Origin of the sequence: Micromonospora sp. NPDC023644 (assembly GCF_040640115.1) — a bacterium.
Classification (GTDB): Bacteria; Actinomycetota; Actinomycetes; order Mycobacteriales; family Micromonosporaceae; genus Micromonospora.
The window spans coordinates 118,286-141,322 of record NZ_JBFABA010000008.1 but is presented as its reverse complement, the minus strand read 5'-3'; the positions used below and the strand labels follow the sequence as shown (position 1 = coordinate 141,322).

At 73.0% G+C, this 23,037-nt stretch carries 22 protein-coding genes; 11 read left to right on the top strand and 11 right to left on the bottom strand.

Features of this window, described 5'->3' with window-relative positions:
* Window positions 1–34 precede the first annotated feature (34 nt).
* Window positions 35–910 carry a biotin--[acetyl-CoA-carboxylase] ligase gene (locus tag AB0G08_RS09430; protein WP_358085469.1) on the bottom strand — a complete coding sequence of 292 codons (876 nt, stop codon included), beginning with the start codon at window positions 908–910 and terminating at the stop codon, window positions 35–37.
* Between the two features lie 106 nt (window positions 911–1,016).
* Between AB0G08_RS09430 and AB0G08_RS09425 the strand changes: the two genes are divergently transcribed.
* The gene (locus AB0G08_RS09425; RefSeq protein WP_358085466.1) at window positions 1,017–2,600 is read left to right on the top strand and encodes an acyl-CoA carboxylase subunit beta; all 1,584 of its coding nucleotides are present in this window, start codon (window positions 1,017–1,019) and stop codon (window positions 2,598–2,600) included.
* Between the two features lie 42 nt (window positions 2,601–2,642).
* Here AB0G08_RS09425 and AB0G08_RS09420 read toward each other — a convergent pair whose 3' ends face one another.
* The 3 genes from AB0G08_RS09420 to AB0G08_RS09410 form a co-directional block, all read right to left on the bottom strand.
* The gene (locus AB0G08_RS09420; RefSeq protein WP_358085464.1) at window positions 2,643–3,509 is read right to left on the bottom strand and encodes a hypothetical protein; all 867 of its coding nucleotides are present in this window, start codon (window positions 3,507–3,509) and stop codon (window positions 2,643–2,645) included.
* Window positions 3,502–4,002 (bottom strand): SigE family RNA polymerase sigma factor, encoded by a 501-nt coding sequence (locus tag AB0G08_RS09415; protein WP_357083360.1) that lies wholly within the window; start codon window positions 4,000–4,002, stop codon window positions 3,502–3,504. Before AB0G08_RS09415 ends, AB0G08_RS09420 begins: the two co-directional genes overlap by 8 nt.
* Before the next feature lie 145 nt (window positions 4,003–4,147).
* A complete protein-coding gene (locus AB0G08_RS09410) occupies window positions 4,148–4,891 on the bottom strand; it encodes a M50 family metallopeptidase (RefSeq protein ID WP_358085461.1) in 744 nt (247 codons plus the stop codon).
* A gap of 101 nt (window positions 4,892–4,992) precedes the next feature.
* Here AB0G08_RS09410 and AB0G08_RS09405 point away from each other — a divergent pair, with 101 nt between their 5' ends.
* Entirely contained in the window at window positions 4,993–5,538 is a 546-nt protein-coding gene (locus tag AB0G08_RS09405; protein WP_358085458.1) for a Uma2 family endonuclease, read from the top strand.
* A gap of 133 nt (window positions 5,539–5,671) precedes the next feature.
* On the top strand, window positions 5,672–6,424 hold the full coding sequence (locus tag AB0G08_RS09400; RefSeq protein WP_358085455.1) for a GH25 family lysozyme: 753 nt from the start codon (window positions 5,672–5,674) through the stop codon (window positions 6,422–6,424).
* Between the two features lie 99 nt (window positions 6,425–6,523).
* On the opposite strand, the gene AB0G08_RS09395 is transcribed toward AB0G08_RS09400, so the two are convergent.
* Window positions 6,524–6,754 (bottom strand): hypothetical protein, encoded by a 231-nt coding sequence (locus tag AB0G08_RS09395; RefSeq protein WP_358085452.1) that lies wholly within the window; start codon window positions 6,752–6,754, stop codon window positions 6,524–6,526.
* 91 nt (window positions 6,755–6,845) lie between these two features.
* Window positions 6,846–8,771 (bottom strand): protein kinase, encoded by a 1,926-nt coding sequence (locus tag AB0G08_RS09390; protein ID WP_358085449.1) that lies wholly within the window; start codon window positions 8,769–8,771, stop codon window positions 6,846–6,848.
* A 92-nt stretch (window positions 8,772–8,863) separates the two neighbouring features.
* Between AB0G08_RS09390 and AB0G08_RS09385 the strand changes: the two genes are divergently transcribed.
* The 5 genes from AB0G08_RS09385 to AB0G08_RS09365 all read left to right on the top strand — a co-directional run bounded on the left by AB0G08_RS09385 (window position 8,864) and on the right by AB0G08_RS09365 (window position 13,654).
* A complete protein-coding gene (locus AB0G08_RS09385) occupies window positions 8,864–9,073 on the top strand; it encodes an acyl-CoA carboxylase subunit epsilon (protein WP_358085446.1) in 210 nt (69 codons plus the stop codon).
* A gap of 143 nt (window positions 9,074–9,216) precedes the next feature.
* Entirely contained in the window at window positions 9,217–9,690 is a 474-nt protein-coding gene (locus AB0G08_RS09380; RefSeq protein WP_358085444.1) for a hypothetical protein, read from the top strand.
* 1,387 nt (window positions 9,691–11,077) lie between these two features.
* Window positions 11,078–12,247, top strand: a complete 1,170-nt coding sequence (mycP, locus tag AB0G08_RS09375) for a type VII secretion-associated serine protease mycosin (protein ID WP_358085441.1) — start codon at window positions 11,078–11,080, stop codon at window positions 12,245–12,247.
* An 87-nt stretch (window positions 12,248–12,334) separates the two neighbouring features.
* Window positions 12,335–12,991 (top strand): Maf family protein, encoded by a 657-nt coding sequence (locus AB0G08_RS09370; protein ID WP_358085438.1) that lies wholly within the window; start codon window positions 12,335–12,337, stop codon window positions 12,989–12,991.
* 9 nt (window positions 12,992–13,000) lie between these two features.
* A complete protein-coding gene (locus AB0G08_RS09365) occupies window positions 13,001–13,654 on the top strand; it encodes an O-methyltransferase (protein ID WP_358085436.1) in 654 nt (217 codons plus the stop codon).
* A gap of 182 nt (window positions 13,655–13,836) precedes the next feature.
* On the opposite strand, the gene AB0G08_RS09360 is transcribed toward AB0G08_RS09365, so the two are convergent.
* The 4 genes from AB0G08_RS09360 to AB0G08_RS09345 all read right to left on the bottom strand — a co-directional run bounded on the left by AB0G08_RS09360 (window position 13,837) and on the right by AB0G08_RS09345 (window position 17,872).
* Entirely contained in the window at window positions 13,837–15,246 is a 1,410-nt protein-coding gene (locus AB0G08_RS09360) for an MFS transporter (protein WP_358085434.1), read from the bottom strand.
* A gap of 84 nt (window positions 15,247–15,330) precedes the next feature.
* On the bottom strand, window positions 15,331–16,086 hold the full coding sequence (locus tag AB0G08_RS09355) for an ABC transporter permease (RefSeq protein ID WP_358085431.1): 756 nt from the start codon (window positions 16,084–16,086) through the stop codon (window positions 15,331–15,333).
* A gap of 21 nt (window positions 16,087–16,107) precedes the next feature.
* The gene (locus AB0G08_RS09350) at window positions 16,108–17,067 is read right to left on the bottom strand and encodes an ATP-binding cassette domain-containing protein (RefSeq protein ID WP_358085429.1); all 960 of its coding nucleotides are present in this window, start codon (window positions 17,065–17,067) and stop codon (window positions 16,108–16,110) included.
* A gap of 130 nt (window positions 17,068–17,197) precedes the next feature.
* Window positions 17,198–17,872 carry a PadR family transcriptional regulator gene (locus tag AB0G08_RS09345; protein ID WP_358085426.1) on the bottom strand — a complete coding sequence of 225 codons (675 nt, stop codon included), beginning with the start codon at window positions 17,870–17,872 and terminating at the stop codon, window positions 17,198–17,200.
* Window positions 17,873–18,003: 131 nt separating this feature from the next.
* On the opposite strand from AB0G08_RS09345, the gene AB0G08_RS09340 reads away from it, so the two are divergent.
* The gene (locus AB0G08_RS09340; RefSeq protein ID WP_358085424.1) at window positions 18,004–19,752 is read left to right on the top strand and encodes a biotin carboxylase N-terminal domain-containing protein; all 1,749 of its coding nucleotides are present in this window, start codon (window positions 18,004–18,006) and stop codon (window positions 19,750–19,752) included.
* Between the two features lie 119 nt (window positions 19,753–19,871).
* On the opposite strand, the gene AB0G08_RS09335 is transcribed toward AB0G08_RS09340, so the two are convergent.
* Window positions 19,872–20,762, bottom strand: coding sequence for a LysR family transcriptional regulator ArgP (locus AB0G08_RS09335; RefSeq protein WP_358085595.1), 891 nt, complete (start codon window positions 20,760–20,762; stop codon window positions 19,872–19,874).
* Between the two features lie 72 nt (window positions 20,763–20,834).
* On the opposite strand from AB0G08_RS09335, the gene AB0G08_RS09330 reads away from it, so the two are divergent.
* Together AB0G08_RS09330 and AB0G08_RS09325 are read left to right on the top strand one after the other, a co-directional pair.
* Window positions 20,835–21,455, top strand: coding sequence for a LysE family transporter (locus tag AB0G08_RS09330; RefSeq protein ID WP_358085422.1), 621 nt, complete (start codon window positions 20,835–20,837; stop codon window positions 21,453–21,455).
* Window positions 21,456–21,536: 81 nt separating this feature from the next.
* Window positions 21,537–22,976 carry a GuaB1 family IMP dehydrogenase-related protein gene (locus AB0G08_RS09325; protein WP_358085419.1) on the top strand — a complete coding sequence of 480 codons (1,440 nt, stop codon included), beginning with the start codon at window positions 21,537–21,539 and terminating at the stop codon, window positions 22,974–22,976.
* The last annotated feature ends 61 nt before the right edge of the window (window positions 22,977–23,037 follow it).

Below are 23,037 nucleotides of genomic sequence, written 5' to 3'. Positions count from 1 at the left end.
CCGCAGGGATCAGCCGCGCGGCGGGAGTCGGCGGTCAGCGGAGGTGCAGGACGTCGCCGGCGGCGAGGGCACGGGTGCCGGTGGGGGTGGCGACCAGGAGCTGGCCGTCGGCGTCCACGCCGGTCGCGGTGCCGGTCACCTCCTCACCGCCGGGCAGCAGCACGCGTACCTGCCGGTCGATCGTCGCGCAGCTCGCCAGGTAGGCGTCACGCAGGCCGCTGGCGACCGCGTCCCCGCCGGCCGCGCGCCACTCGCCGTACCAGTCGGCGACCCCGCGCAGCAGGGCCCGCAGCAGCGGGTCCCGGTCGGTGGCCGCCGCGCCGGCCAGTTGCAGGGAGGTCGCCGGCAGCCCCGTCGGGTTCTCCGGCAGCTCGTCGGCGCGGAGCGTGACGTTGAGGCCGATGCCGAGCACGATCGCGGGCGGCCGGGCCGGCGAGGACCCCGGCACCGCCTCGGCGAGGATGCCGGCGCACTTGGCGTCGCCGACGAGCAGGTCGTTCGGCCACTTCAGTCCCGCTTCCAGCTCGGCCAGCCGGGTCACCGCCTCGACCAGGGCGACGCCGGCGAGCAGCGGCAACCAGCCGTACCCCGTCTGGGGTGCGGGCGGCCAGCCGCGGTCGGCGACGGCCTCCCCCGGGCGGAGCAGCACGCTGGTGGCGATGCCGGCCCGGGCCGGCGACTGCCAGACCCGACCGCGCCGACCGCGCCCGGCGGTCTGCCGCTCCGCGACCACCACCAGGCCCTCCGGCTCGCCGGCCCGGGCCGCCTCGGCGACGTCCGCGTTGGTCGAGCCGGTCTCGGCGCGCAGCTCCAGCCGGGCCCACGGCCCGTGCGGGGCGACCAGCGCCCGCCGCAGCCGCGCCGCCGACAGCGGCGGGCGGTCCAGATCGGTGTACGGCGAGCCCGGCATCCCGTCAGCCTACGGCCGCCCCCGTCCGGCCGACCGGGGGCGTCGCGGGTCGGGCTGAGGCGAACTGCACAGCGGCGGCGGCCTGAACCATCGTTATATTCCCAGGGTGACTACCGAGACCGGGATCAACATCCACAGCACCGCGGGCAAGCTGGCCGACCTGGAGCGTCGGGTCGACGAGGCGGTGCACGCCGGGTCGGCGCGCGCGGTCGAGAAGCAGCACGCGAGGGGCAAGAAGACCGCCCGCGAGCGGATCGAGATGCTGCTCGACGAGGGTTCCTTCGTCGAGCTGGACGAGCTGGCCCGGCACCGGTCCACCAACTTCGGCCTGGCGAAGACCCGCCCGTACGGCGACGGCGTCATCACCGGCTACGGCACCATCGACGGCCGGCAGGTCTGCGTCTTCGCCCAGGACTTCACCGTCTTCGGTGGCTCCCTCGGCGAGGTCTTCGGCGAGAAGATCGTCAAGGTGATGGACCTGGCGATGAAGATCGGCTGCCCGGTCGTCGGCATCAACGACTCCGGGGGCGCGCGCATCCAGGAGGGCGTCGCCTCGCTCGGCCTCTACGGTGAGATCTTCTTCCGCAACGTACGGGCCAGTGGCGTCATCCCGCAGATCTCCCTGATCATGGGCCCGTGCGCCGGCGGGGCGGTCTACTCCCCGGCGGTCACCGACTTCACCGTGATGGTCGACCAGACCTCGCACATGTTCATCACCGGCCCGGACGTCATCAAGACGGTCACCGGCGAGGACGTGGGGATGGAGGAGCTGGGCGGGGCCCGTACGCACAACTCGCGCAGCGGCAACGCGCACTACCTCGCCACGGACGAGCAGGACGCGATCGACTACGTCAAGGCGCTGCTGTCGTACCTGCCGTCGAACAACCTGGACGAGCCGGTGGTCTTCGACGCCCCGGGCGACCTCGACATCTCCGACGAGGACCGGGAGCTGGACACGCTGATCCCCGACTCGGCGAACCAGCCGTACGACATGCACCGGGTGATCGAGCACGTCCTCGACGACGGCGAGTTCCTGGAGGTCCAGCCGCTCTACGCGCAGAACATCGTCGTCGGCTACGGCCGGGTCGAGGGCCGGCCGGTCGGCGTGGTCGCCAACCAGCCGATGCACTTCGCCGGCACCCTGGACATCGCCGCCTCGGAGAAGGCCGCCCGGTTCGTGCGCACCTGCGACGCGTTCAACATCCCGGTGCTGACCTTCGTGGACGTCCCCGGCTTCCTGCCCGGCACCGGCCAGGAGTGGGACGGCATCATCCGCCGGGGGGCGAAGCTCATCTACGCGTACGCCGAGGCCACCGTCCCCAAGGTCACCGTGATCACCCGCAAGGCGTACGGCGGGGCGTACGACGTGATGGGCTCCAAGCACCTCGGCGCGGACCTGAACTTCGCCTGGCCGACCGCACAGATCGCGGTGATGGGCGCGCAGGGCGCGGTGAACATCCTCTACCGCTCCGAGCTGGCCGCCGCCGAGGACCCGGCAGCCGTGCGGGCCGAGAAGATCGCCGAGTACGAGGACACCCTCGCCAACCCGTACATCGCGGCCGAGCGCGGCTACGTGGACAGCGTCATCCCGCCGCACGAGACGCGTACCCAGATCGTCCGCGCGCTGCGGGTGCTCCGCACCAAGCGCGAGACCCTGCCGCCGAAGAAGCACGGCAACATCCCGCTCTGACCGTCGGGGCCGGGGGTGGGCACCCACCCACCCCCGGGCGGGTCAGCAGGACGGATTGGCGGCGGCGCACATGCGGCGCGCGGCCAGCCCGGCGAGGCGGACCAGCTCGGCCTCGGTGGTCGGCTCCAGGATCAGCACGCTCACCAGGTCGCCGACCCGCACCACCACGGTCGCGTCCGGCACGGACGGCTGGGCGGGCGCCTGCCCGTCGACCGGGTCGAGGGTCGCCGAGACCGAGTGGCGCAGCAGGAGCGACTCGTCCCCGGCGAAGTCGCGCCGGGGCGCCTCCCAGCGGTGCACGTCCTCGACGGTGACGGACTCGCCGCCCCACTCGATCGACCGCACCTCCCGCCACTCCCGGCAGACGGCGAGCTGCCCGCGCAGCCCCTCGAAGAACCGCGCGGCCCCGTCGCCCCGCAACCGGTGCAGATCCTGGACGACCAGGACGTCGCCGAGCCGCCCCCCGCCGCCGCCGAGGGTCGGTCGCAGCACCGTCTGGGACCGGCTCACCCAGGTCTCCTGCGCCGGCGCACCGCTGTTGCGCTTGGCCGCGCACCGGCGCAGGCCCACGCCCACGTCGACGGTGCCGCCCAGCCCGGCCTCGCTGAGTTGGACGCCCGTCCGCGCCGACAGGTCGTCCCGTTGCAGCAGGGCCGCCGGGGGAATCTCGACCCGGGCCGCCGGCACGGCCGCCTGCGGCGGGGACGCCGAGGAGAGCTCCCGCCGCCCGGACCAGTCCCCGACCGCCACGGCGGAGGTGGAGGCGACGGCGAGCACCGCGACCGCCGCCGCGAGCGCCGTACGCCTGCTGCGCCTGCGGGCCCGGGCGCGGATCTCCGCCGGCTCCGGCCAGCGGACGTCGCGCAGGTCCCGGTGCACCTGCTCGACGAAGGTCATCTCGTCACGCATCGGCGGCCTCCTCCAGGTCAGAGACGGCGAGCAGCCCGGCGAGCGCGGCGCGCCCCCGGGAGAGTCGGGCCTTGACCGTGCCCACCGGGGCGGCCGTCTGCCGGGCCACCTCGGCGACCGGCATGCCGACCAGGTAGTAGAGGGCGATGGCGGTGCGCTGCTCCTCGGGCAGCCGGCGCAGGGCGGTGACCACCTCGACGGTGGCGGTGTCCGGGCCGGGCACGCTCTCGTTGGCGCCGTGCCGCAGGTAGGCGCGGGCCCGGCTGCGCAGGCTGCGCCACCGGCTGACCGCGATCCGGCTGGCCACCACCCGCACCCACGCCTCCGGCTCCTCGTACGTGCTCACCGTCGACCAGCGCTGCCAGGCCCGGATGTACGCCTCCTGCACGGCGTCCTGCGCCTCGGCGAGGTCGCCGGTGAGCGCGTAGACGAAGCCGAGCAGCCGTTGCCGGCTGCCCCGGTAGAACTCGTCGAACCCGTCGACGTCCGGCACCTGCTACCTCCCCGTGACGGTCGCAGGGGACACGCTCCCGGCGGTGCCGCCGGTTGCCCGGTCAGCCGATCATTTTCGCCAGCTCGCTCACGTCGGACCCGCCGACCGGGATCCATGCGCGCAGCTCCCGGCGTACGCGGCCGGGTCAGGGGGTCAGGCCGGCCTCGGTGAGGATCGGGCCGGCGAGCAGCAGCGCGCCGGCGCCGAGGACGACCAGGTTGACCAGGGCGAAGACGGTGACCCAGAAGAACGCGGGCAGCGGCGTGAGGCCGGCGAGCTGGTCGGCGTCGGAGGCGGGCATCCGCCCCCGGGCGCGCAGCCGTTGCAGCTCCACCACCGGCCGCACCCCGCCGAGCAGCAGGAACCAGACGCCGACGTACGCGAACGCCGCCTGCACCTGGGGCTCGGCGTACCAGGAGACGGCGAGCACCACCCCGCCGGTGACCAGCAGCGACACCACGCCGAAGACGTTGCGGATCATGATCAGCATGGCCAGCAGCAGCGCCACGGCGACCCAGAGCAGCAGGGTGATCCGGTTGCCGCCGAGCAGCCACGCGCCGGCCAGCCCGACCAGCGGCGGGGCGACGTAGCCGGCGAGCAGGGTGAGGATCATCCCCGGGCCGGTGGGCCGGCCGGCGGAGAGGGTGAGCCCGGAGGTGTCCGAGTGCAGCCGGATGCCGTGCAGGCGGCGGCCGGTGAGCAGGGCGACCAGCGCGTGCCCGCCCTCGTGGGCGATGGTGATGGCGTTGCGGGCGATCCGCCAGGGCAGGCGGGTGCTGACGACCACCAGCGCGACGACGGCGGTCAGCAGCACCAGCAGGGGCGGGGGGTCCGGCTGCGCCGCGAACAGCTTGTCCCAGAGACCGCCGAGCCCGTCGATCGACACCATGGGGCGCGAGCCTACCGGCCCCGACCTGTGTCGCTGCGTCCTCGTCGGTCCGTATCGTGGAAGGCTGATCCGGTGGCGACAGGAGCGGGAGGTGGACGCCGGTGACTGCGGCACCCCTGGAACCCCACGTCGGTCTGTGGACCGAGGCCGAGTACCTCGCCATGGGCGAGACGCCGAACCGGATCGAGTTGCTCGACGGGAGCCTGATCGTGAGCCCTGCCCCGAGCAAGCGGCACCAGCGGGTGTCGCGAATGCTGGCCAACAGCCTGGACGACGCCGCCGGGGCCCTCGCGGTCTTCGAGGCGGTGAACGTCCGGCTCGGCGTCGACCGCATCGTCATCCCCGACGTGGTGGTGGCCGACACCGACGACGAGGGCACCGTCGTCGAGGCGGGCGAGGTCGTCCTCGTCTGCGAGATCGTCTCGCCGGGAAACGCGGCCGCCGACCGGTTGGTCAAGATGCAGCTCTACGCGATCGCCGGGATCCCGTGGTACCTGCTGGTCGAGCAGGACGGGGCCGGCCACTCGCTGCGGCTGCACCGGCTGGACGGCGCGCACTACGTCGAGGACCAGGTCGCGAAGCCGGGCGAGGAGCTCAGCCTGGCCGAGCCGATCCGGTGGCGCGTCGATCCGGCCACGCTGCGCTGAGGCGGCGCGACGCACCCCGGCACGGTGGTCGACTTCCACCGTCCATGAAGATTTCCTTAGCCCCCCCTTGCCATTCGGGGCACTTACCTCCAAAGATGAACGTCTATTAAGTCCGGCGTCCTTGGAGGCATCCATGACCCGTACCGGAACATCCCTGCGGCGGCTGCTGGCCGCCACCCTCGCGACCCTGGCCACCGCGGCGGCGGGGCTCGTCGCGACCGCGGCCCCGGCGTCCGCCGCCACCACTCCCGGCATCGACGTGTCCCACTACCAGGGCGCCATCAACTGGACCAGCGTCCGCAACGCGGGCATCCAGTTCGCCTTCATCAAGGCGACCGAGGGCACCAGCTACAAGGACCCGAGGTTCAACACGAACTACGTGGCCGCCTACAACGCCGGTGTCATCCGGGGGGCGTACCACTTCGCCCGGCCCAACATCTCCTCCGGGGCGGTCCAGGCGAACTACCTGGCGTCCAACGGCGGCGCCTGGTCCGCCGACAGCCGGACCCTCCCGGCCGCGCTGGACCTCGAAGCCAACCCGTACGCCGGGGGCTACTGCTACGGCCTGAGCACGACCGGCATGCGGAACTGGGTCCAGGACTTCCTCAACACCTACCGCTCCCGCACCGGCCGCTACGCGGTCATCTACACCACCACGAGCTGGTGGAACCAGTGCACCGGCAGCTGGACCGCCCCGTGGGCGAACCACCCGCTCTGGGTCGCCCGCTGGTCGAGCACGGTCGGCACGCTGCCGGCCGGGGCGCCGTTCTGGAGCTTCTGGCAGTACACCGACCGGGGCAGCGTCGCGGGGATCAGCGGCGGGGTCGACCGCAACTACTGGAACGGTGACCGGAGCCGGTTGATCGCGCTGGCCAACAACACCTGAGCCTGAGTCGCCTGGGGAGGCAGTTGGCGGCAGCGGGATCGGTTGTCACCGTACGGTCGACAACTGGTCCGGCTGCCGCCACGCCGCGTCTCGTGGGCGTCAGGCCCGCCGTCGGGCCGCCACGGGGACGGTCACCGCGTCCTCGCGGGCGAGCGTGCCCCGCCGGACGAATCGCCGGGCACCCACCCCGGCGAGGGTGACGGTGACGACGCTGAGCAGTGCGACCAGCACCGGCAGGCCGGCGCTGACGAGCAGCAGGACGATGTCGCCGAGGGCCACGAGCATCCACAGTGCCACTCGGGGCCGGGCGTCCCTCCGTCGGTAACCCATGTCGTACCCTCCCTTCCGTCGTGAAGGTCAGATACCCCGTACGGCGGAAGGTCATGCGAGTCGATCTCGCAACGGGCGCGAATCCCGCGGGTCAGTCCTTGCGGTCGGGCACGAAGCCCTTGGCGATCCGGTCGAAGTTGGCCAGGTTGGCCTGCCAGTCCTTCGCGGCGACCTCCCAGCGCAGGGCGTAGCCTCGGTTGCTGGCCGTCACGAAGCCCCGGTTGCGGACGTGGATCCGGGTGCCGTCACGGGTCTCCAGCCACTCCCAGTCCGCGCAGGTCTTGAAGTAGTCACAGCGCTCGATGCTCAGGTACTGGTAGTTGTTGACGCGGCTCTTGCGACCCGACTCCTGCCTCTTCCAGTCGGCGTACGCGTCGTCCTGGGGGCTGCTGGTCCACTGGACGAGCAGCTCGCCCGGCCCGTTGGACTGGTCGAAGACGACCGTGCTGCGGTCCACCTGTCGACGCACCCAGCCCTCTGGCAGCGGCAGCGCGAAGCCGGCCGGGTCCTTGTGCAGCTTCCAGCCCGCCGGCAGCGCGTCCGGCGTCGGGGAGGGGGTGGCCGAGGGCGTCGGGCTCGGCGCGGCGCTCGTGGGCGGGGCCGGCGCGGAGGACTGCGGCTGCCCCTGCGTGGTCGCGGCGCCGGTCGGGTCGGCCTGCGGGGTGCCGCCGCCGTCCCCGCCGTCGCCGCCGGACAGCATCGGCACGATCACCACGAGGCCGAGCAGCAGCAGCGCGACCAGCACGCCAATCAGGATGTTGCGGCGGGTGTTGTCGGGCTTCGTACCCTCGGACGCCACGACCGTCGCCCGGCCGGACGGCGGGCTCACCGGCGCGGGCATCACCGAGGTGGGATTCGCCGGGCGCCGGGGCGCGGGCTGCACCGGCTCGGCCTTCGTGTCGTCGAGCGCCGGCTTCGGCGGGTCGACCTTCGCCGTCGGGGCGGTGTCCGAGCTGGACGGTCCGACCTTCGCGGTCGGCGCGAGGTCCGAGGAGGACGCCGCGGTCGCGTCCTCGGCGGCCGCCGCCGCACCGGCCCCGGCCGCCGCCTGCGGCGCGCGGGGCGCCGGCGGGCTGACCGGCCTGTCGGACGCGCCCTCGGCCGGTCGCGGCGCCGGCACCAGCGGCGGGCGCGGCTCCCGCGGACCGTTCGGCCCCGGCCGGCGTACGCCGTCGAGCAGCGGGATGGTGCGCGTGCGCTTGCCACCCGCGCGGCGCAGCAGCTTCTCCGCCACCTCGGCGGTGATCCGCTCCTTGGGGTCCTTGCGCAGCAGGCCGTTGAGCACCGGCTTGAGCGGCCCGGCGTTCTTCGGCGGCGGCATCGGCTCGGTGGCGAGCGCCGCCAGGGTGGCGATCGCCGACGGCCGCGCGTACGGCGACTTGCCCTCGACCGCCGCGTAGAGGGTGGCGCCCAGCGACCAGAGGTCGGCCTCCGGCCCGGCGGTGCCCTCGCGGGCCCGCTCCGGCGAGATGTACGCGGGCGAGCCCAGCACCATGCCGGTGCGGGTCACGTTCGGGTCGCCGGGGATCGTGGCGAGGCCGAAATCGGTCAGCACCACCCGGCCGTCGTCGCCGAGCAGCACGTTGCCGGGCTTGACGTCGCGGTGCATCACGCCGGCCTTGTGCGCCGACTTCAGCGCGGCCAGCACGCCCAGGCCGATCTCCACGGCGCGCGCGGGCGTCACCGGGCCGTCCTCGGCGAGGGTGTCCTGCAACGACTTCGACGGCACGTACTCCATGACGATCCACGGGTCGCCGTCGGTGCGCAGCACGTCGAAGATGCGGACCACGTTGATGTGGTTGAGCCGGGCGATGGCCCGGGCCTCACGCAGCGAGCGTTCCCGCATCTCGCGGCGCTCCTCGTCGGTGAGGCTGGGCGGCGGAACGAGTTCCTTGATCGCCACGTCCCGGTGCAGCACCTCGTCGCGCGCCTTCCACACCCGACCCATGCCGCCCTGACCGAGCGGCGAAAGGAGCCGGTATCGGTCAGCGACGAGTTGGGGCAGCGCGTTCGACATCGCCCAGACGGTACCCGGAGCCGACGACGCTCACACCGCCGGCACGCCACTGTGCGGTTCAGGTCAACCTCTCCGGCGCGTACGCTGGCGCCATGTCTGCCGAAGAGCCGCTGTTCCGGGTCGTCCGCGGGGTCCCCACCGCCGAGGAACTGGCCGCGCTGGTGGGCGCGATCGTCGTACGGTCCCGCCCGGCCGCCGCGACCCCTCCGGTCGCCGCGTCCGCCTGGGCGCGCTCCGGCCGGCCCGCCGGAGCGGCGACCGCCGGCCCCGGCGCCTGGCGGGCGTCCGGCCTGCCCCGCTGACCATTTCCGTACGGATCACCGCAGCTCGGCGCCCCTGCACGCGCGCAGGGCGGCCGCCGGGTGCCGGGGTGGGGCTGCCGACAGGCCCGGGGAACCATTAATCTCACTCAGGGAAACGGCGCAGTGACGGGTAGGGAGGGCCGATGATCCCCGAGGAGGACGGTCCACCGTCCTGGCTCCGCGGCTACGGTGGCATCGAGGCGGACATCCGCCAGCTCCGCGAGTTCGCCGACAAGCTCCAGGCCGAGGTCGAACGCAACTACGCCCCGCACCTGTCGTACATCGCCGAGGACATGACCGCACCGGTGCCCAACCCGGCCGACGCGTTCATCGAGCTGGTCAACTTCCTGCACGCGCACCACGAGACCCAGCAGGCCACCGCCGACATGGTCTGGGGCGTCCGCGACGCCACCGGCCACCTGGCCGTCGCCGCCGGCACCGTCGCCACCAACTACACCGGGTCCGACGCCTTCGCCTCCGCGCGCGTGACCGACGTCGAGCGGGCCCTCGCCAACCCGGCCGCCGCAGCGCCCCGCGGCGCGCCGCCGGTGCTGCCCGATCCCACCGGGCCGGAGCCCGTGCCGGGGCAGGGGCAGAGGCCGGTGGTGCTGCCGTGATCGAGCGGGGCACCGGCGGCCGCACGTCCGCCCTCACCGACTGGCGGCTGATGGACGTCGCCAACATGTGGGCCTGCCTCCAGGACCACGACACCACCAACCACTGGAAGCAGGTCGCCGGCTGGCGCAAGGTCTGCGACCTCTCCCGGGCCCACCTGAGCCGCCTCCAGGAATACCGCCGAGGGCTGGCGGAGGCATGGCCCCCGGGAACCAACGAGGCCGCCCGGGCGTACATCCGCGAGCTGGACGAGCTGATCGACAAGGTGCAGCGCACGCACGACGCCGCCAGCGCCAACTACACCGTGCTCTCCGCCGCCACGCAGGCCATCGGCGCCACCCGCGCCGAGCTCAAGAAGATCTACGAGGCGTACGCCGTCAAGGTCCAGGAGAAGCAGACGTACGAGGCGACGCTCGCCGACCCGAAGGCGGCCATGGGCAGCCGGGTCCCCGACCGCCCGGTCACGGACGCCGACCTGGAACGGCTCAACGTCCAGGCGCGCGGCATCATGTACGGCCTCAGCAACGAACTCCAACACGCCCAAGTAATGCTCCAAAAGCCGCCACCTGTCAGGCCACCACGGCCCGGGATTGATCCTGCATCCGGAGACGTATACGGCGGCGGGGTCGCACCGGCCATTCCACCGATCGTCCCGCTACCGATGACAACGTCAACCGGTTCACCATCGCTCAGCCGGCCGTCCGGACCTGTTCGAGCCGTCCAAGTCCCCACCGCGCCGGGAATGGGTCCCGTTTTGGGCGGTGCCGGCACTGGTCTGGCACCGGCGCCAGCCAGCCCTGGACTGCCAACGACTACGCCACTCGCACCGCCGAATCCATATCCAGGCGGCGCAGGGATTCCTCCGTTATCGACAGGGGTTAGTCGACCTAGCGCAACGACGCCGCAAAATGGCACCTTGGGCCGACCCATCCCCAACGGCACTGGCAACCAAGCCCACCCGATGCAACCATCTCCAAGCCGGGCTATGCCACCTAGTGGCATGATCGGGGGAGCGCCCGGAACAGGGTTCGGTCACCCCGGGGCGGTTAACAATCAACCACGGCGGGTGAATCCAATCGGCGGCGTGATCGGCGGCGGCGGCGCGGGCACCGCGCCGACAGGCGGAGCAGGCTCCCGACCCGGCGGAGGCCGGGGTTTCGGGGGTAATCATGGCATGCCCCCCATCGGGGGCACTCCGCACGGGAGTGCGGTAGGAATGGGCAGCCCGAACGGTACGTCTGGGCGGGGCGGACGACGTCGGGATACCGAGGAAGCGCGTCGCTGGGATCCGGACCACCCATGGGAGACAGATCAGGGAGTTCCCCCAGTCGTAGGCCCACCTGACGAGGAGGGACCAATCGACCCAGGGCCGGCTATCGGCTTCAACAGGTGAAGCTTCGCGCAGCGCTCGGCACGCTAACGCTAAGCGTGTCGATGTCAGCCTCTCCTGCCGCAGGAAACGTCATTTCGGATCGCCCACAGCAGCCACACGGTGTCGACCGCATCCGAGGCGACCAGTGGCACTTGCGCTATCTGAAAGTAGACCAAGCGCATCAAGTAACTCGCGGAGAAGGCGTCATTGTCGCAGTACCAGACACCGGCGTCGATCCGCATCCCGACCTTCACAAGAACCTGCTCGTCGGGACAGACGTCATCCCTGGCGGAAGCGGCAGCGGGCAACAGGACCGAAATGGACACGGCACCGGAATGGCAGGGTTGATCGCCGCGCACGGTCAGGCATCAAATGCAGGCGCGCTCGGCATCGCCCCTAAGGCTAAAATTCTTCCGATCATGTCGTCTTCGGCCAACAATCTTGGCGACGCCGACAACTTGGCCTTAGGAATAGAGTTCGCGGTTTCCAAAGGCGCAGATGTGATCAGCATATCCAGTGGAGGCGACACTAGCCCCCGCCTTACGCAGGCGGTCAGAAAAGCGCTTGCGTCCAACGTTGTAGTCGTTGCCGGATCAGGCAACATCCCGACGGACAGGACCGTTGCATACCCTGCCCGGGAGCCTGGGGTGGTTGCGGTTGGTGGCATAGACCAAGCCGGACGGCATGCGCCGGTATCGGTAACAGGCGCGGAAGTTGATCTGACTGCTCCAGCGGTCAATATTTACAGCACGAGCATGGACGGCAAATACCGAAAAGGCACGGGAACCTCGGACTCGACTGCCATCGTTGCGGGGGCGGCAGCGTTGATTCGGTCCAAGTATCCGTACCTCCCAGCCTCCGAGGTGGCGCACAGGCTAACCGCCACCGCGATCGACAAGGGCGCTCCGGGGCGGGACGACGAGTACGGCCACGGGGTCATCGATCTGGTGGCGGCGTTGACGGCAGACGTACCGCCGCTGGGGTTTGGTTCGGCGACGGCGAGCGCGCCTACGCAGACCACCTCGGCCACGACGGCGGTAGCGGAGCCGGCGGACGACGGGGACGGCGGGGCGACGACCCGCGGTCTGGTCACCCTCGGCGCGATCGTGGCTGCCGGCGGCGCGTGGACGTTCATCGCCCGTCGGCGTCGTCGTGGCGACGACCCGCCGCCCCGCATCAGTCGCTGAGCACCCGGACGACGGAGACGGGCGGGCAAGGGTGGACACGTCCCACCCGAGACGTCGTCACCCCGGCCAGCCGGTAACGTCGGCGACGTGCCGAAATCCATGCCGCTCCGCCTCGTGCTCGCCTCGGCGAGCCCCGCCCGCCGCAAGATTCTCCAGGCCGCCGGGATCGAACCGGACGTGCTGGTCAGCGGCGTCGACGAATCCCTCGTGGTCACCGAGCGGGCCGAGGAGCTCTGCCTGGAACTGGCCCGAATGAAGGCGCAGGCCATACTCACCCGGCTGCGACCGACCGACGACCAGCGGACGTTGGTGATCGGGTGCGACTCTGTGCTCGCCTTCGACGGGGAGATTCTCGGCAAGCCGGACGACGCGGCGGACGCCACCCGGCGCTGGGAGCGGATGCGCGGGCGCAGCGGCGTGCTGCACAGCGGGCACTGCCTAATCGACGTCGAGGCGGGGCGGCGGGCCGAAGCCGTCGCCTCCACCGTCGTGCACTTCGCCGACATCAGCGACGACGAGATCGCCACGTACGTGGGCACCGGCGAGCCGCTGGCCGTGGCGGGCGCCTTCACGATCGACGGGCTGGCCGGGCCGTTCGTGGAGCGGATCGAGGGTGATCCGAGCACGGTCATCGGGCTCTCCCTGCCGATGCTGCGTAACCTCCTCGCCGAACTGGACCTGCGGATCACCGATCTGTGGACGAAGGTCGCGCCCGGCAACCAGACGGTCGAGCCGCTCGGCTAGCGTCCGTTCATGACCACCAAGTCGATCCCGCTCACGTCGGAACTGCACGCGTACCTGGTCGCGCACGGTGCGCCGCCGGACGAGATCATGCGGGACCTGGCCGAGGAGACCCGGGCGGCCCTGCCGAACGACGCGCAGATGCAGGTCGCGCCGGAGCAGGCCGCCTTCCTGACCTTCCTCACCCGGCTGCTCGGGGTGCGGCAGGCCGTCGAGGTGGGCACGTTCACGGGCCTCTCGTCGCTGGCCATCGCCCGCGGGCTGCCCGAGGGCGGGCGGCTGACCTGCTTCGACATCTCGGAGGAGTTCACCGGCATCGCCCGGCGGTACTGGGCCCGCGCCGGCGTGGACGACCGGATCGAGCTGCGCATCGGCCCGGCCGGCGACACGCTGCGCGAGCTGCCCCACGAGCGCTACCTGGACTTCGCGTTCATCGACGCCGACAAGACCGGCTACCCGATCTACTGGGCCGAGTTGGTGCCCCGGATGCGTCCCGGCGGGATGATCGCGGTCGACAACGTGCTGCGCGGTGGCCGGGTGATCGCCCCGCAGAACGCCGACGACCGGGCCATCGCGGCGTTCAACGACGAGGTGCTCGCCGACGTCCGGGTCGACGCGGTGATGCTCCCGATCGCCGACGGCCTGACCCTGGCCCGGGTGCACTGACCTGACCGGGCAGGACTCGCCCCGCGCGATCTTGGTAGGAAAAGGCCCCTATGAGGGCCGTTTCCTACCAAGATCGCGGGGAAACGCCTCTCGGCGGGCAGGCAGGGACCCTTCCAGCCAGGTCTCGGGGAACGGCACTCGGCGGGCAGGCAGGGGCCTGTCAGGGTCAGGTCTGTCTGTGCCTAGGCGTTCGTCGTCGCGGGGGTGGTGGGGGCGGGTTCGCCGGCCGGGCGCAGGGCGCGGCCCAGGCGGGCGGCGAGCAGCGCGGCTGCCGCGATGAAGCCGGGCAGCAGCAGGAAGGCCAGGTGCGGTCCGACGCCGTCGGCCACCCAGCCGAGCGCGACCGGCGCGATCCCGAAGCCGACCCCCATCGAGTACGACGCCCAGCCGGCCGCCCGGTCCGCAGCCGGCCCGGCCACGGCGAGCGCGATCGAGATCGCCAGCGGGTAGTGCAGGGCGTTACCGAGGCCGAGGACGACCAGGCCGGTGACGGCGAGCCAGCCGACCGGCGCGATCCAGAAGAGCGCGAATCCGGCCAGCGACACGCCCAGCGCGGCCAGCAGCAGCGGCACGGGCCGGTACCGCAGTGCGAACCGGCCCCCGACGAGCCGGCCCACGAACATGCCGCAGACGATCGCGGCGACGGCGGCCGAGGCGGTGCCGGCCGCCATCCCGGCGTGCGAGCGGAGCACGTCGGCCGTCCAGAGCGACAGGCAGACCTCGATCGAGCCGGTGACCGCCATGAGCACCCAGGCGATCCAGTACGCCGCCGGCAGCCGCCGGCCCGACCGGTGGGCGTCGGCAGCCGCGCCGGCACCCGTCGCCGAGCCGAGGCCGGTAGTCGCGCCGCCGCCCCTGGCCGAGCCGAGGCCGGCAGCGGCAGGGACCCTCGGGCCGGCAGCGGCAGGGACCGTCAGGTCGGCGGCGGCAGGGACCGTCGGGCCGCCGGCAGCGGCAGGGGCCGTCCGGCCGGCAGCGGGGCGGTCGCCGGGCGGCGGGGCACCGGGAGCCGCGGCAGCGGGGGCGGGCCGCGGCAGGCGTACGCGGAAGGTCAGGGCGGCGAGCGCGACCAGCGTGATCAGGCCGATCTCGACGGCCATCGCCGGTCGCCAGCCCCACCCGGCGTCCACGCTGGCGCCGATGAGCAGCGGGGCGAGGATGCCGGCGCCGGCGCCCACGGCGTTGGCCTCGGTCAGCGCCGCCGGCGCGCCGGTGCCGTGCCGGTCGGTGAGCACCACGGACACGCCGCTGATCACCAGCATGCCGAAGGTGGCGATCACCGCGACGGCGGTGATCGTGGCGGGCAGGGCGCGGACGAGGCCCAGGGCGGCGACGCCGGCCGCCACGCCCGCCAGCCCGGTCCAGATCGTCCGGCCCCGGCCGAGCCGGCGGGCCAGGGGCGCGAAGAGCGCCCCGCCGGCCAGCGCGCCGACGGCGATGCCGGTGCTGTGCAGGCCGGCGACGGCGGCCGAGGTGCCCTGTTCGTCGCGGAGCAGCGGCACGACCGGCCCGAAGCCGTAGAGGAAGAAGCCCCACAGCCCGAGCTGGGCGTAGGTCAGCCAGGTGAGCCGGTCACGGGTGAGGCGGGGCACCGGCCACACGCTACAAGCGTCGGGCCGGCGCCCCGCCCCTGGTGAGAGGCAGCTCTCCCCGCCGCCAGGAAGGGAGACCTCCGCTCAGCGGACGCTGCGGGCGAACTGCCGGGCGGCCCAGACGACGCCGGCGGCGGCGAGGATCGCGATGATGCCCAGCCCCTGCCAGACCTTGTCGTCGCCGAGGTCGCCGGCGAAGAGGGCCCGGGTGCCGTCGACCGCCCAGGAGAACGGGTTCCACTCGGCGATGCCCTGGAGCCAGCCGGGGGCGAAGGTCAGCGGCAGCAGGATGCCGGAGAGCAGCAGCACGGGCTGGGCCACGGTGTTCATCAGCGGGGCCAGCGCGTCCTCGCTCTTGACCTTGAGCGCGATGCCGTAGGAGACGGCCGAGGTCATCAGCGCGATCAGGGCGAGCATGAGGTACGCCAGCAGCAGGTCGACGAGGGAGACGCGCAGGTCGAACAGGAGCGCGAGCAGGGTGATGATGACCGCCTGCACGATGAGCGACACCACGTCGCGCAGCGAACGGCCGAGCAGCAGGGCGAGGCGGCTGACCGGGGTGACCCGGGAGCGTTCGATGACCCCGGCGCGCAGCTCGGCGATCAGGCCGAAGCCCTGGAACAGGCCACCGAAGATGGCCAGCAGCACCAGCAGGCCCGGTACGAAGATCTTGTAGGCCTCCGCCTGGGTGGGCGCGTTCAGCGCCGGCTTGAGCAGCGGGGCGAAGAGCAGCAGGTACATCACCGGCTGGAAGACGCCGACGAAGACCCAGACGGGGTTGCGCAGCAGCAGCTGGAGCTGGCGCTGGAAGATCAGCCAGGTGTCACGGGCGAGTTTCATGAGGTCTCTCCGGTCTCCGGATCAGGACTCGCGCAGCGAGCGGCCGGTCTTGGTGAGGAAGACGTCGTCGAGGCTGGGCCGGTGCAGCTCGATGGAGTCGAGCCCGAGGCCGGCGGTGTCGACGCGGCGCAGGATCTGCGGGATGGCGGTCGCCCCCTCGTCGACGTAGAGCCGCAGCCCGCCCTCCTCGACGGTCTCCAGCTTGTTGACGTAGGGCTCGCCGTCGAGCAGCTGCGCGGCCTGCGGGGTGGCCGCGGCGTCCAGCCCGACCAGCACGACGTCGCCGGAGATCTCGCGCTTCAGGTCCGCCGGGGTGCCCTCCGCGACCACCTCGCCGTGATCCGTGATCGCGATCCGGTCGCAGAGCGCGTCGGCCTCCTCCAGGTAGTGGGTGGTGATGAAGACGGTCATGCCGTCGGCCCGCAGCCGGCGGATCTCGTCCCACATGTGCGCCCGGCTCTGCGGGTCGAGGCCCGTCGTCGGCTCGTCCAGGAAGACGATCCTCGGCCCGTGGATGATGCCGAGGGCGATCTCCACCCGCCGGCGCTGACCGCCGGAGTAGGTCTTGCACTTGCGGTCGGCGTACTCGCTGAGCTGGAAGGCGTCGAGGGCGCGGGCGGCCCGCCGCAGCGCCTCGGCCTTGCCGATGCCGTACATCCGGGCGTGCAGGACGAGCTCCTCCCGGGCGGTGGACTCGTCCCAGGTGCTGCCGCCCTGGGCGACGTAGCCGATGCGGCGGCGCACCTCGGCCGGGTCCCGGCGCAGGTCGGCCCCGGCGACGGTGGCCTCGCCGCCGTCCGGCTCGATCAGCGTGGCCAGCATCCGCAGGGTGGTGGTCTTGCCGGCGCCGTTGGGGCCGAGGAAGCCGAAGATCTCCCCCTCGGCGACCTTCAGGTCGACGCCGCGCACCGCGTCGACGGTCTTCGTCTGGCGACCCTCCCGGGAACGGAACGACTTCCGCAGCCCTCTGGTCTCGATCATCTCTGCTCCTGGTCGTCCGGGCCGGTGCCACCGGCCGCCTGCCTGTCCCTCGGAGACGACGCCGGACGGCAGGCTCCCCCGTGGCGCCCCGGGCAGGCTAACGCGATATAGCTCTTATGGTCAACGTTGATTATTCTTCCACCGACGGCCCAGGCGACGGCCCGGGCGACGCCTCGGCCGACGGCCCCGGCGACGGGTGGGGCGGCAGCCGCTCCTCCCAGCCCTCCCACCCCTGCGCCCGCTCCAGCCCCTCCGGCAGGTACGAGACCCCCGACTCGATCCGTTCCGCGATCCGCTCGCACCAGGAGATCTCCGCCTCGGAGCGGGCCGTCCAGAGCTCGAACATCCACCCCACGTGCACCGGCTTGGTCTCACGCATCCAGCCAGAACTCAACGACGTACGCATCCACTCGACACCGGCACGCAGCAGGTTCGCCCGGTTGCGCAGGGCAGCCGCCGCCTCCTCGCGCGGCATCGCGGGCAGGAAGGAGAACGCCGCCGCGAACGGGTCCGGCGGCTCGTGCAGCTGCCACCACAGGCCGCGCAGCAGCGACTCGAACTCCTCCTCCCCCTTCGGGGTGACCTCGTACGTGGTGCGGGCCGGACGGGCGCCCACCTGCTCGGTGGCCACCTCGCGCAACAGCCCTTCCTGCGTGAGCTTGCGCAGGGCGTGGTAGATCGATCCGGGCTGCACGTTCGCCCACTTGTCGGCGCTCCAACTGAGCAGCTCGCGGCGCACGTCGTAGCCGTGCACGGGCTGCATCCAGCGCACCAGGCCGAGGATCATCATTCGCGTGGCAGACACCGGACGAGCGTAATAAGCAAATTTGACTAAGGCGCGGGGAACAGTGCGGCATCCCACACTGAGCGATCGTTAGGGCCGCCACGGTGGCCGATACACTCCCGGTCAGTGACCCTCCGGGAGGAGCCAGCAAGGTGCGCAAGGTACTCATCGCCAACCGCGGCGAGATCGCCGTCCGCGTCATCCGCGCCTGTCGCGACGCCGGCCTCGGCAGCGTCGCCGTCTACGCGGACTCCGACCGGGACGCCCTGCACGCCACGCTGGCCGACGAGGCGTACGCGCTCGGCGGGGACACCGCCGCCGAGACGTACCTGCGCATCGACAAGCTGCTGGAGGTCGCCGCGAAGGCCGACGCCGACGCGGTCCACCCCGGCTACGGCTTCCTCTCCGAGAACGCCGACTTCGCCCAGGCCGTCATCGACGCCGGGCTGACCTGGATCGGCCCCACCCCGCAGGCGATCCGGGACCTCGGCGACAAGGTGACCGCCCGGCACATCGCCCAGCGCGCCGGCGCGCCCCTGGTGCCCGGCACCCCCGACCCGGTCGGCGGCCCCGACGAGGTGTTGGCGTTCGCCGTCGACCACGGACTGCCGGTCGCCATCAAGGCCGCCTTCGGCGGCGGCGGGCGCGGGCTCAAGGTGGCCCGCACCATGGAGGAGATCCCGCACCTGTTCGAGTCGGCCACCCGCGAGGCGGTCGCCGCGTTCGGCCGGGGCGAGTGCTTCGTCGAGCGCTACCTGGACCAGCCCCGCCACGTCGAGGCGCAGGTGCTGGCCGACCGGCACGGCAACGTGATCGTGGTCGGCACGCGGGACTGCTCGCTCCAGCGCCGGCACCAGAAGCTGGTCGAGGAGGCCCCCGCGCCGTTCCTCACCGACGCGCAGCGCGCCCAGATCCACGACAGCGCCAAGGCGATCTGCCGGGAGGCGGGCTACCACGGCGCCGGCACGGTGGAATACCTGGTCGGCGCCGACGGCACCATCTCCTTCCTGGAGGTCAACACCCGCCTCCAGGTCGAGCACCCGGTCACCGAGGAGACCGCCGGCATCGACCTGGTCCGCGAGCAGTTCCGGATCGCCGACGGCGAGAAGCTGCGGTTCACCGAGGACCCGACGCCGCGCGGGCACTCCATCGAGTTCCGGATCAACGGCGAGGACCCGGGCCGCAGCTTCCTGCCCGCTCCCGGCACGGTCACCGCGCTGCGGCTGCCCTCCGGTCCCGGCGTCCGGGTGGACACCGGCATCTCCGCCGGCGACGTGATCGGCGGCAACTTCGACTCGCTGCTGGCCAAGGTGATCGTCACCGGCGAGACGCGTACCGAGGCGCTGGAGCGGGCCCGCCGCGCCCTGGACGAGATGGTCGTCGAGGGCATGGCCACCGCGCTGCCGTTCCACCGGCTGGTGGTCCGCGACGAGGCGTTCACCGCCGAGCCGTTCACCGTGCACACCCGGTGGATCGAGACCGAGTTCGACAACACCGTCCCGCCGTTCACCGCCGCCGCCGGCCCCGCCGACGCGCCGGCCGAACGCGAGACCGTCGTGGTCGAGGTCGGCGGCAAGCGGCTGGAGGTCAGCCTCCCGGCCGGCCTCGGCGGGGGTACGCCCGCCGCGCCCGCCGCACGCAAGCCGGCCCGCCGGGGCGGCGGGGCCAAGGCCGGCGTCGCGGTCAGCGGCGACGCGCTCACCTCCCCGATGCAGGGCACCATCGTCAAGATCGCGGTCGCCGACGGCGACACCGTCGCCGAGGGTGACCTGGTCGTGGTGCTGGAGGCGATGAAGATGGAGCAGCCGCTGCACGCCCACAAGGCGGGCACGGTCAGCGGCCTCGCGGCCGAGGTCGGCGCCGTCATCACCGCCGGCGCGGCGATCTGCACCATCGCCTGACCCTGCCCGGGGTCACCGCCCGATCGCCGGCCCGGCTGCGCTCGCCGCTCGCCTGATCCCCGGCGGGCGCCCCGCCGGCTCGCTGCCCGGCCCCGGCTCGCTGCCCGCCGGCGCGCGGGTCAGCGCAGCTCGGTGGCGGCGACCGCGCGGACGGCGGCGGTCAGCGCGTCCAGCGTGGTCGAGTCCACCCGCCAGTGCTGCCAGTACAGCGGCCGGTCCAGGTGGCGCCCGACGCCGAGGTCGACGCAGCGGCCGGCCGCGATGTCGGCACGGGCGAACCGCTCGGGGACCATCCCCCAGCCCAACCCCAGCCGCACGGCCTCGTTGAAGCCGTCGAAGGACGGCACGTAGTGGACGGGCGGGTCGATCCGACGCCGGGTCACGGTGCGGGCGAACCTCTGCTGGAGCTGGTCCTTGCGGTCGAAAGCCAGCACCGGCGCCGTCGCGAGGGCCGCCTCGGTGAGACCGTCGGGAAAGTGGCGGGCCGCGAACTCGGTCCGGGCCAGCGCGACGTACCGCATGGCGCCCAGCCGCTCCACCCGGCAGCCCTGGACGGCCTCGCGCTGGGCGGTCACCGCCGCCATCGCGGTGCCGTCGCGGATCAGCTCCGCCGTGTGGTCCTCGTCGTCGCGGCGTACGTCGAACAGGAGCGCCAGCTCGGCGGGCAGCCGCGCCAGCGCGCCGACGAACCAGGTGCCGAGCGAGTCCCCGTTCGCCACGACGGTCACCCGGGTGGGGGCGGCACCGCCCGTCGTCGGCGGGCGCGCGGCGTCCAGCGCCTCCCGCTCCAGCAGGGCCACCTGCCCGGCCAGTCGCAGCAGCGGCCGGCCCGCGTCGGTGGCCCGGCACGGCTTCGTCCGGCGGACCAGCACCTGCCCGACGGCCTGCTCCAACGCCTTCATCCGCTGACTGACGGCCGACGGCGTGACGTGCAGGGCGTGCGCGGCCGCCTCGAAGCTGCCCTCGCGGACCACCGCGGCGAACGTCCGGAGCTGCGTGGTGTCGAGCATGATGAAGCCCAGCTTATCCGTCATGAGAATCTTTAGCTGGGCTGCATCGGCTGCGCCTCGTAGCGTCGAGTCGTGCCCGACATCCTCAGCAGCTCCCCGGCCGGTTCCGCCGCCGCCGGCTTCTCCCTGGCGATCGCGCTGATCGCGGCCATCGGCGCGCAGAACGCCTTCGTCCTGCGGCAGGGCCTGCGCCGCGAGCACGTGGTGCCCGTGATCGTCGTCTGCGCCGGCTCCGACGCGCTGCTCATCGGCGTCGGGATCGCCGGGATGGGCGGCGCCCTGGCGGAACACCCCGCCGCCCTGGCCGCCGCCCGCTGGCTGGGCGCCGCGTTCCTGCTCGGGTACGCCGTGCTGGCGGCCCGCCGCGCGCTGCGCCCCGGCGCGCTCTCGCCCGCCGACCGACCGCCGGCCACGCTCGGGGCGACGGTGCTGGCCTGCCTCGCCTTCACCTACCTCAACCCGCACGTGTACCTCGACACCGTCCTCCTGCTCGGCGGGGTGGCCCGCCAGCACCCGCACCACTGGGTCTTCGGCGCGGGCGCGGCGCTCGCCAGCGTGGTCTGGTTCACCACCCTCGGCGCCGCCGCGCACCGGCTCGCGCCCGTGCTGGCCCGCCCGGCGGCGTGGCGGGTGGTCGACAGCGTGGTCGCCCTCGTGATGGCCGCGGTCGCGGTGGGGCTGGTGCTGGGCTGACCGGGTGGGCGTACGACCTGGCCGGGGTGTTTTCCGCTACCGCCGGGCGCGCGGGTGCCGGCGGGCGGGAATGATGGCGGGGTGCGGTTCCTACACGGCGCGGCTCCCGCGCACGACCTGACCTACAACGACGTCTTCATGGCGCCCGCCCGTTCCGAGGTGGGCTCGCGGCTCGACGTCGACCTGGCGACCAGCGACGGCACGGGCACGACCATTCCCCTGGTGGTGTCGAACATGACGGCGGTGTCCGGCCGCCGGATGGCCGAGACGGTCGCCCGGCGGGGCGCGATCGCGGTCATCCCGCAGGACATCCCCATCGAGGTGGTGGCGAACGTCGTCGCCTGGGTCAAGCGGCGGCACCTCGTGCACGACACCGCCATCACGCTGGGCCCGACCGACACGGTCGGCGACGCGATCCACCTGCTGCCGAAGCGGTCGCACGGCGCCGTGGTGGTGATCGACGACGAGAGCCGGCCGGTCGGCGTGGTGACCGAGGCCGACACCGTCAGCGTGGACCGCTTCGCCCAGCTCCGGCACGTGATGTCCACCGAGCTGCACACGGTGCCGGCGGACGCGGACCCGCGTACCGGCTTCGACCGGCTCTCGGCGGGCCGGCGCCGCCTCGCTCCGGTGGTCGACGACGAGGGGCGCCTGGTCGGGGTGCTGACCCGGCAGGGCGCGCTGCGGGCGACCCTCTACAAGCCGGCGGTGGACGACCGGGGCCGGCTGCGGATCGCCGCCGCGGTGGGCATCAACGGCGACGTGACCGGCAAGGCGGCGGCGCTGCTGGAGGCGGGGGTGGACACGCTGGTCGTGGACACCGCGCACGGCCACCAGGAACGGATGATCACCGCCCTGCGGGCGGTGCGCGCGCTGGACCCGGCGGTCCCGGTGGCGGCCGGCAACGTGGTGACCGCAGAGGGCGTACGCGACCTCGTGCGGGCGGGAGCCGACATCGTCAAGGTCGGCGTCGGCCCGGGCGCGATGTGCACCACCCGGATGATGACCGGGGTGGGCCGGCCGCAGTTCTCCGCCGTGCTCGACTGCGCCGCGGCAGCCCGCCAGCTCGGCCGGCACGTCTGGGCCGACGGCGGCGTACGCCACCCGCGCGACGTGGCGCTGGCGCTGGCCGCCGGAGCCTCGAACGTGATGATCGGCTCCTGGTTCGCCGGCACCTACGAGTCCCCCGGCGACCTCTACACCGACGCCGACGGCCGGCGTTACAAGGAGAGCTTCGGCATGGCCTCGGCGCGGGCGGTCAGCGCGCGGACGGCCGACGACAGCGCGTACGACCGGGCCCGCAAGGCGGTCTTCGAGGAGGGCATCTCCTCGGCCCGGATGTACCTGGACCCGGCCCGCCCCGGCGTGGAGGACCTGATCGACGAGATCATCGCGGGGGTGCGGAGCGCCTTCACCTACGCGGGCGCGCGGGACCTCGCCGAGTTCCACGAGCGGGCCCTGGTCGGCGTGCAGAGCGCGGCCGGCTACACCGAGGGGATGCCGCTGCCCACCAGCTGGTGACCGGCCCCGCGCGGCACCGGGCGCGTGGACGGCGGCGCGCCGTCGGCGGCCGGGGCGCCCG

Excerpts from the sequence above, each read along its gene's own strand:
- AB0G08_RS09430 (WP_358085469.1), bottom strand. The coding sequence starts at position 910 with ATGCCGGGCTCGCCGTACACCGATCTGGACCGCCCGCCGCTGTCGGCG.
- AB0G08_RS09420 (WP_358085464.1), bottom strand. The coding sequence starts at position 3,509 with ATGCGTGACGAGATGACCTTCGTCGAGCAGGTGCACCGGGACCTGCGC.
- AB0G08_RS09410 (WP_358085461.1), bottom strand. The coding sequence starts at position 4,891 with ATGGTGTCGATCGACGGGCTCGGCGGTCTCTGGGACAAGCTGTTCGCG.
- AB0G08_RS09400 (WP_358085455.1), top strand. The coding sequence starts at position 5,672 with ATGACCCGTACCGGAACATCCCTGCGGCGGCTGCTGGCCGCCACCCTC.
- AB0G08_RS09395 (WP_358085452.1), bottom strand. The coding sequence starts at position 6,754 with ATGGGTTACCGACGGAGGGACGCCCGGCCCCGAGTGGCACTGTGGATG.
- AB0G08_RS09390 (WP_358085449.1), bottom strand. The coding sequence starts at position 8,771 with ATGTCGAACGCGCTGCCCCAACTCGTCGCTGACCGATACCGGCTCCTT.
- AB0G08_RS09385 (WP_358085446.1), top strand. The coding sequence starts at position 8,864 with ATGTCTGCCGAAGAGCCGCTGTTCCGGGTCGTCCGCGGGGTCCCCACC.
- AB0G08_RS09380 (WP_358085444.1), top strand. The coding sequence starts at position 9,217 with ATGATCCCCGAGGAGGACGGTCCACCGTCCTGGCTCCGCGGCTACGGT.
- AB0G08_RS09365 (WP_358085436.1), top strand. The coding sequence starts at position 13,001 with ATGACCACCAAGTCGATCCCGCTCACGTCGGAACTGCACGCGTACCTG.
- AB0G08_RS09355 (WP_358085431.1), bottom strand. The coding sequence starts at position 16,086 with ATGAAACTCGCCCGTGACACCTGGCTGATCTTCCAGCGCCAGCTCCAG.
- AB0G08_RS09350 (WP_358085429.1), bottom strand. The coding sequence starts at position 17,067 with ATGATCGAGACCAGAGGGCTGCGGAAGTCGTTCCGTTCCCGGGAGGGT.
- AB0G08_RS09335 (WP_358085595.1), bottom strand. The coding sequence starts at position 20,762 with ATGCTCGACACCACGCAGCTCCGGACGTTCGCCGCGGTGGTCCGCGAG.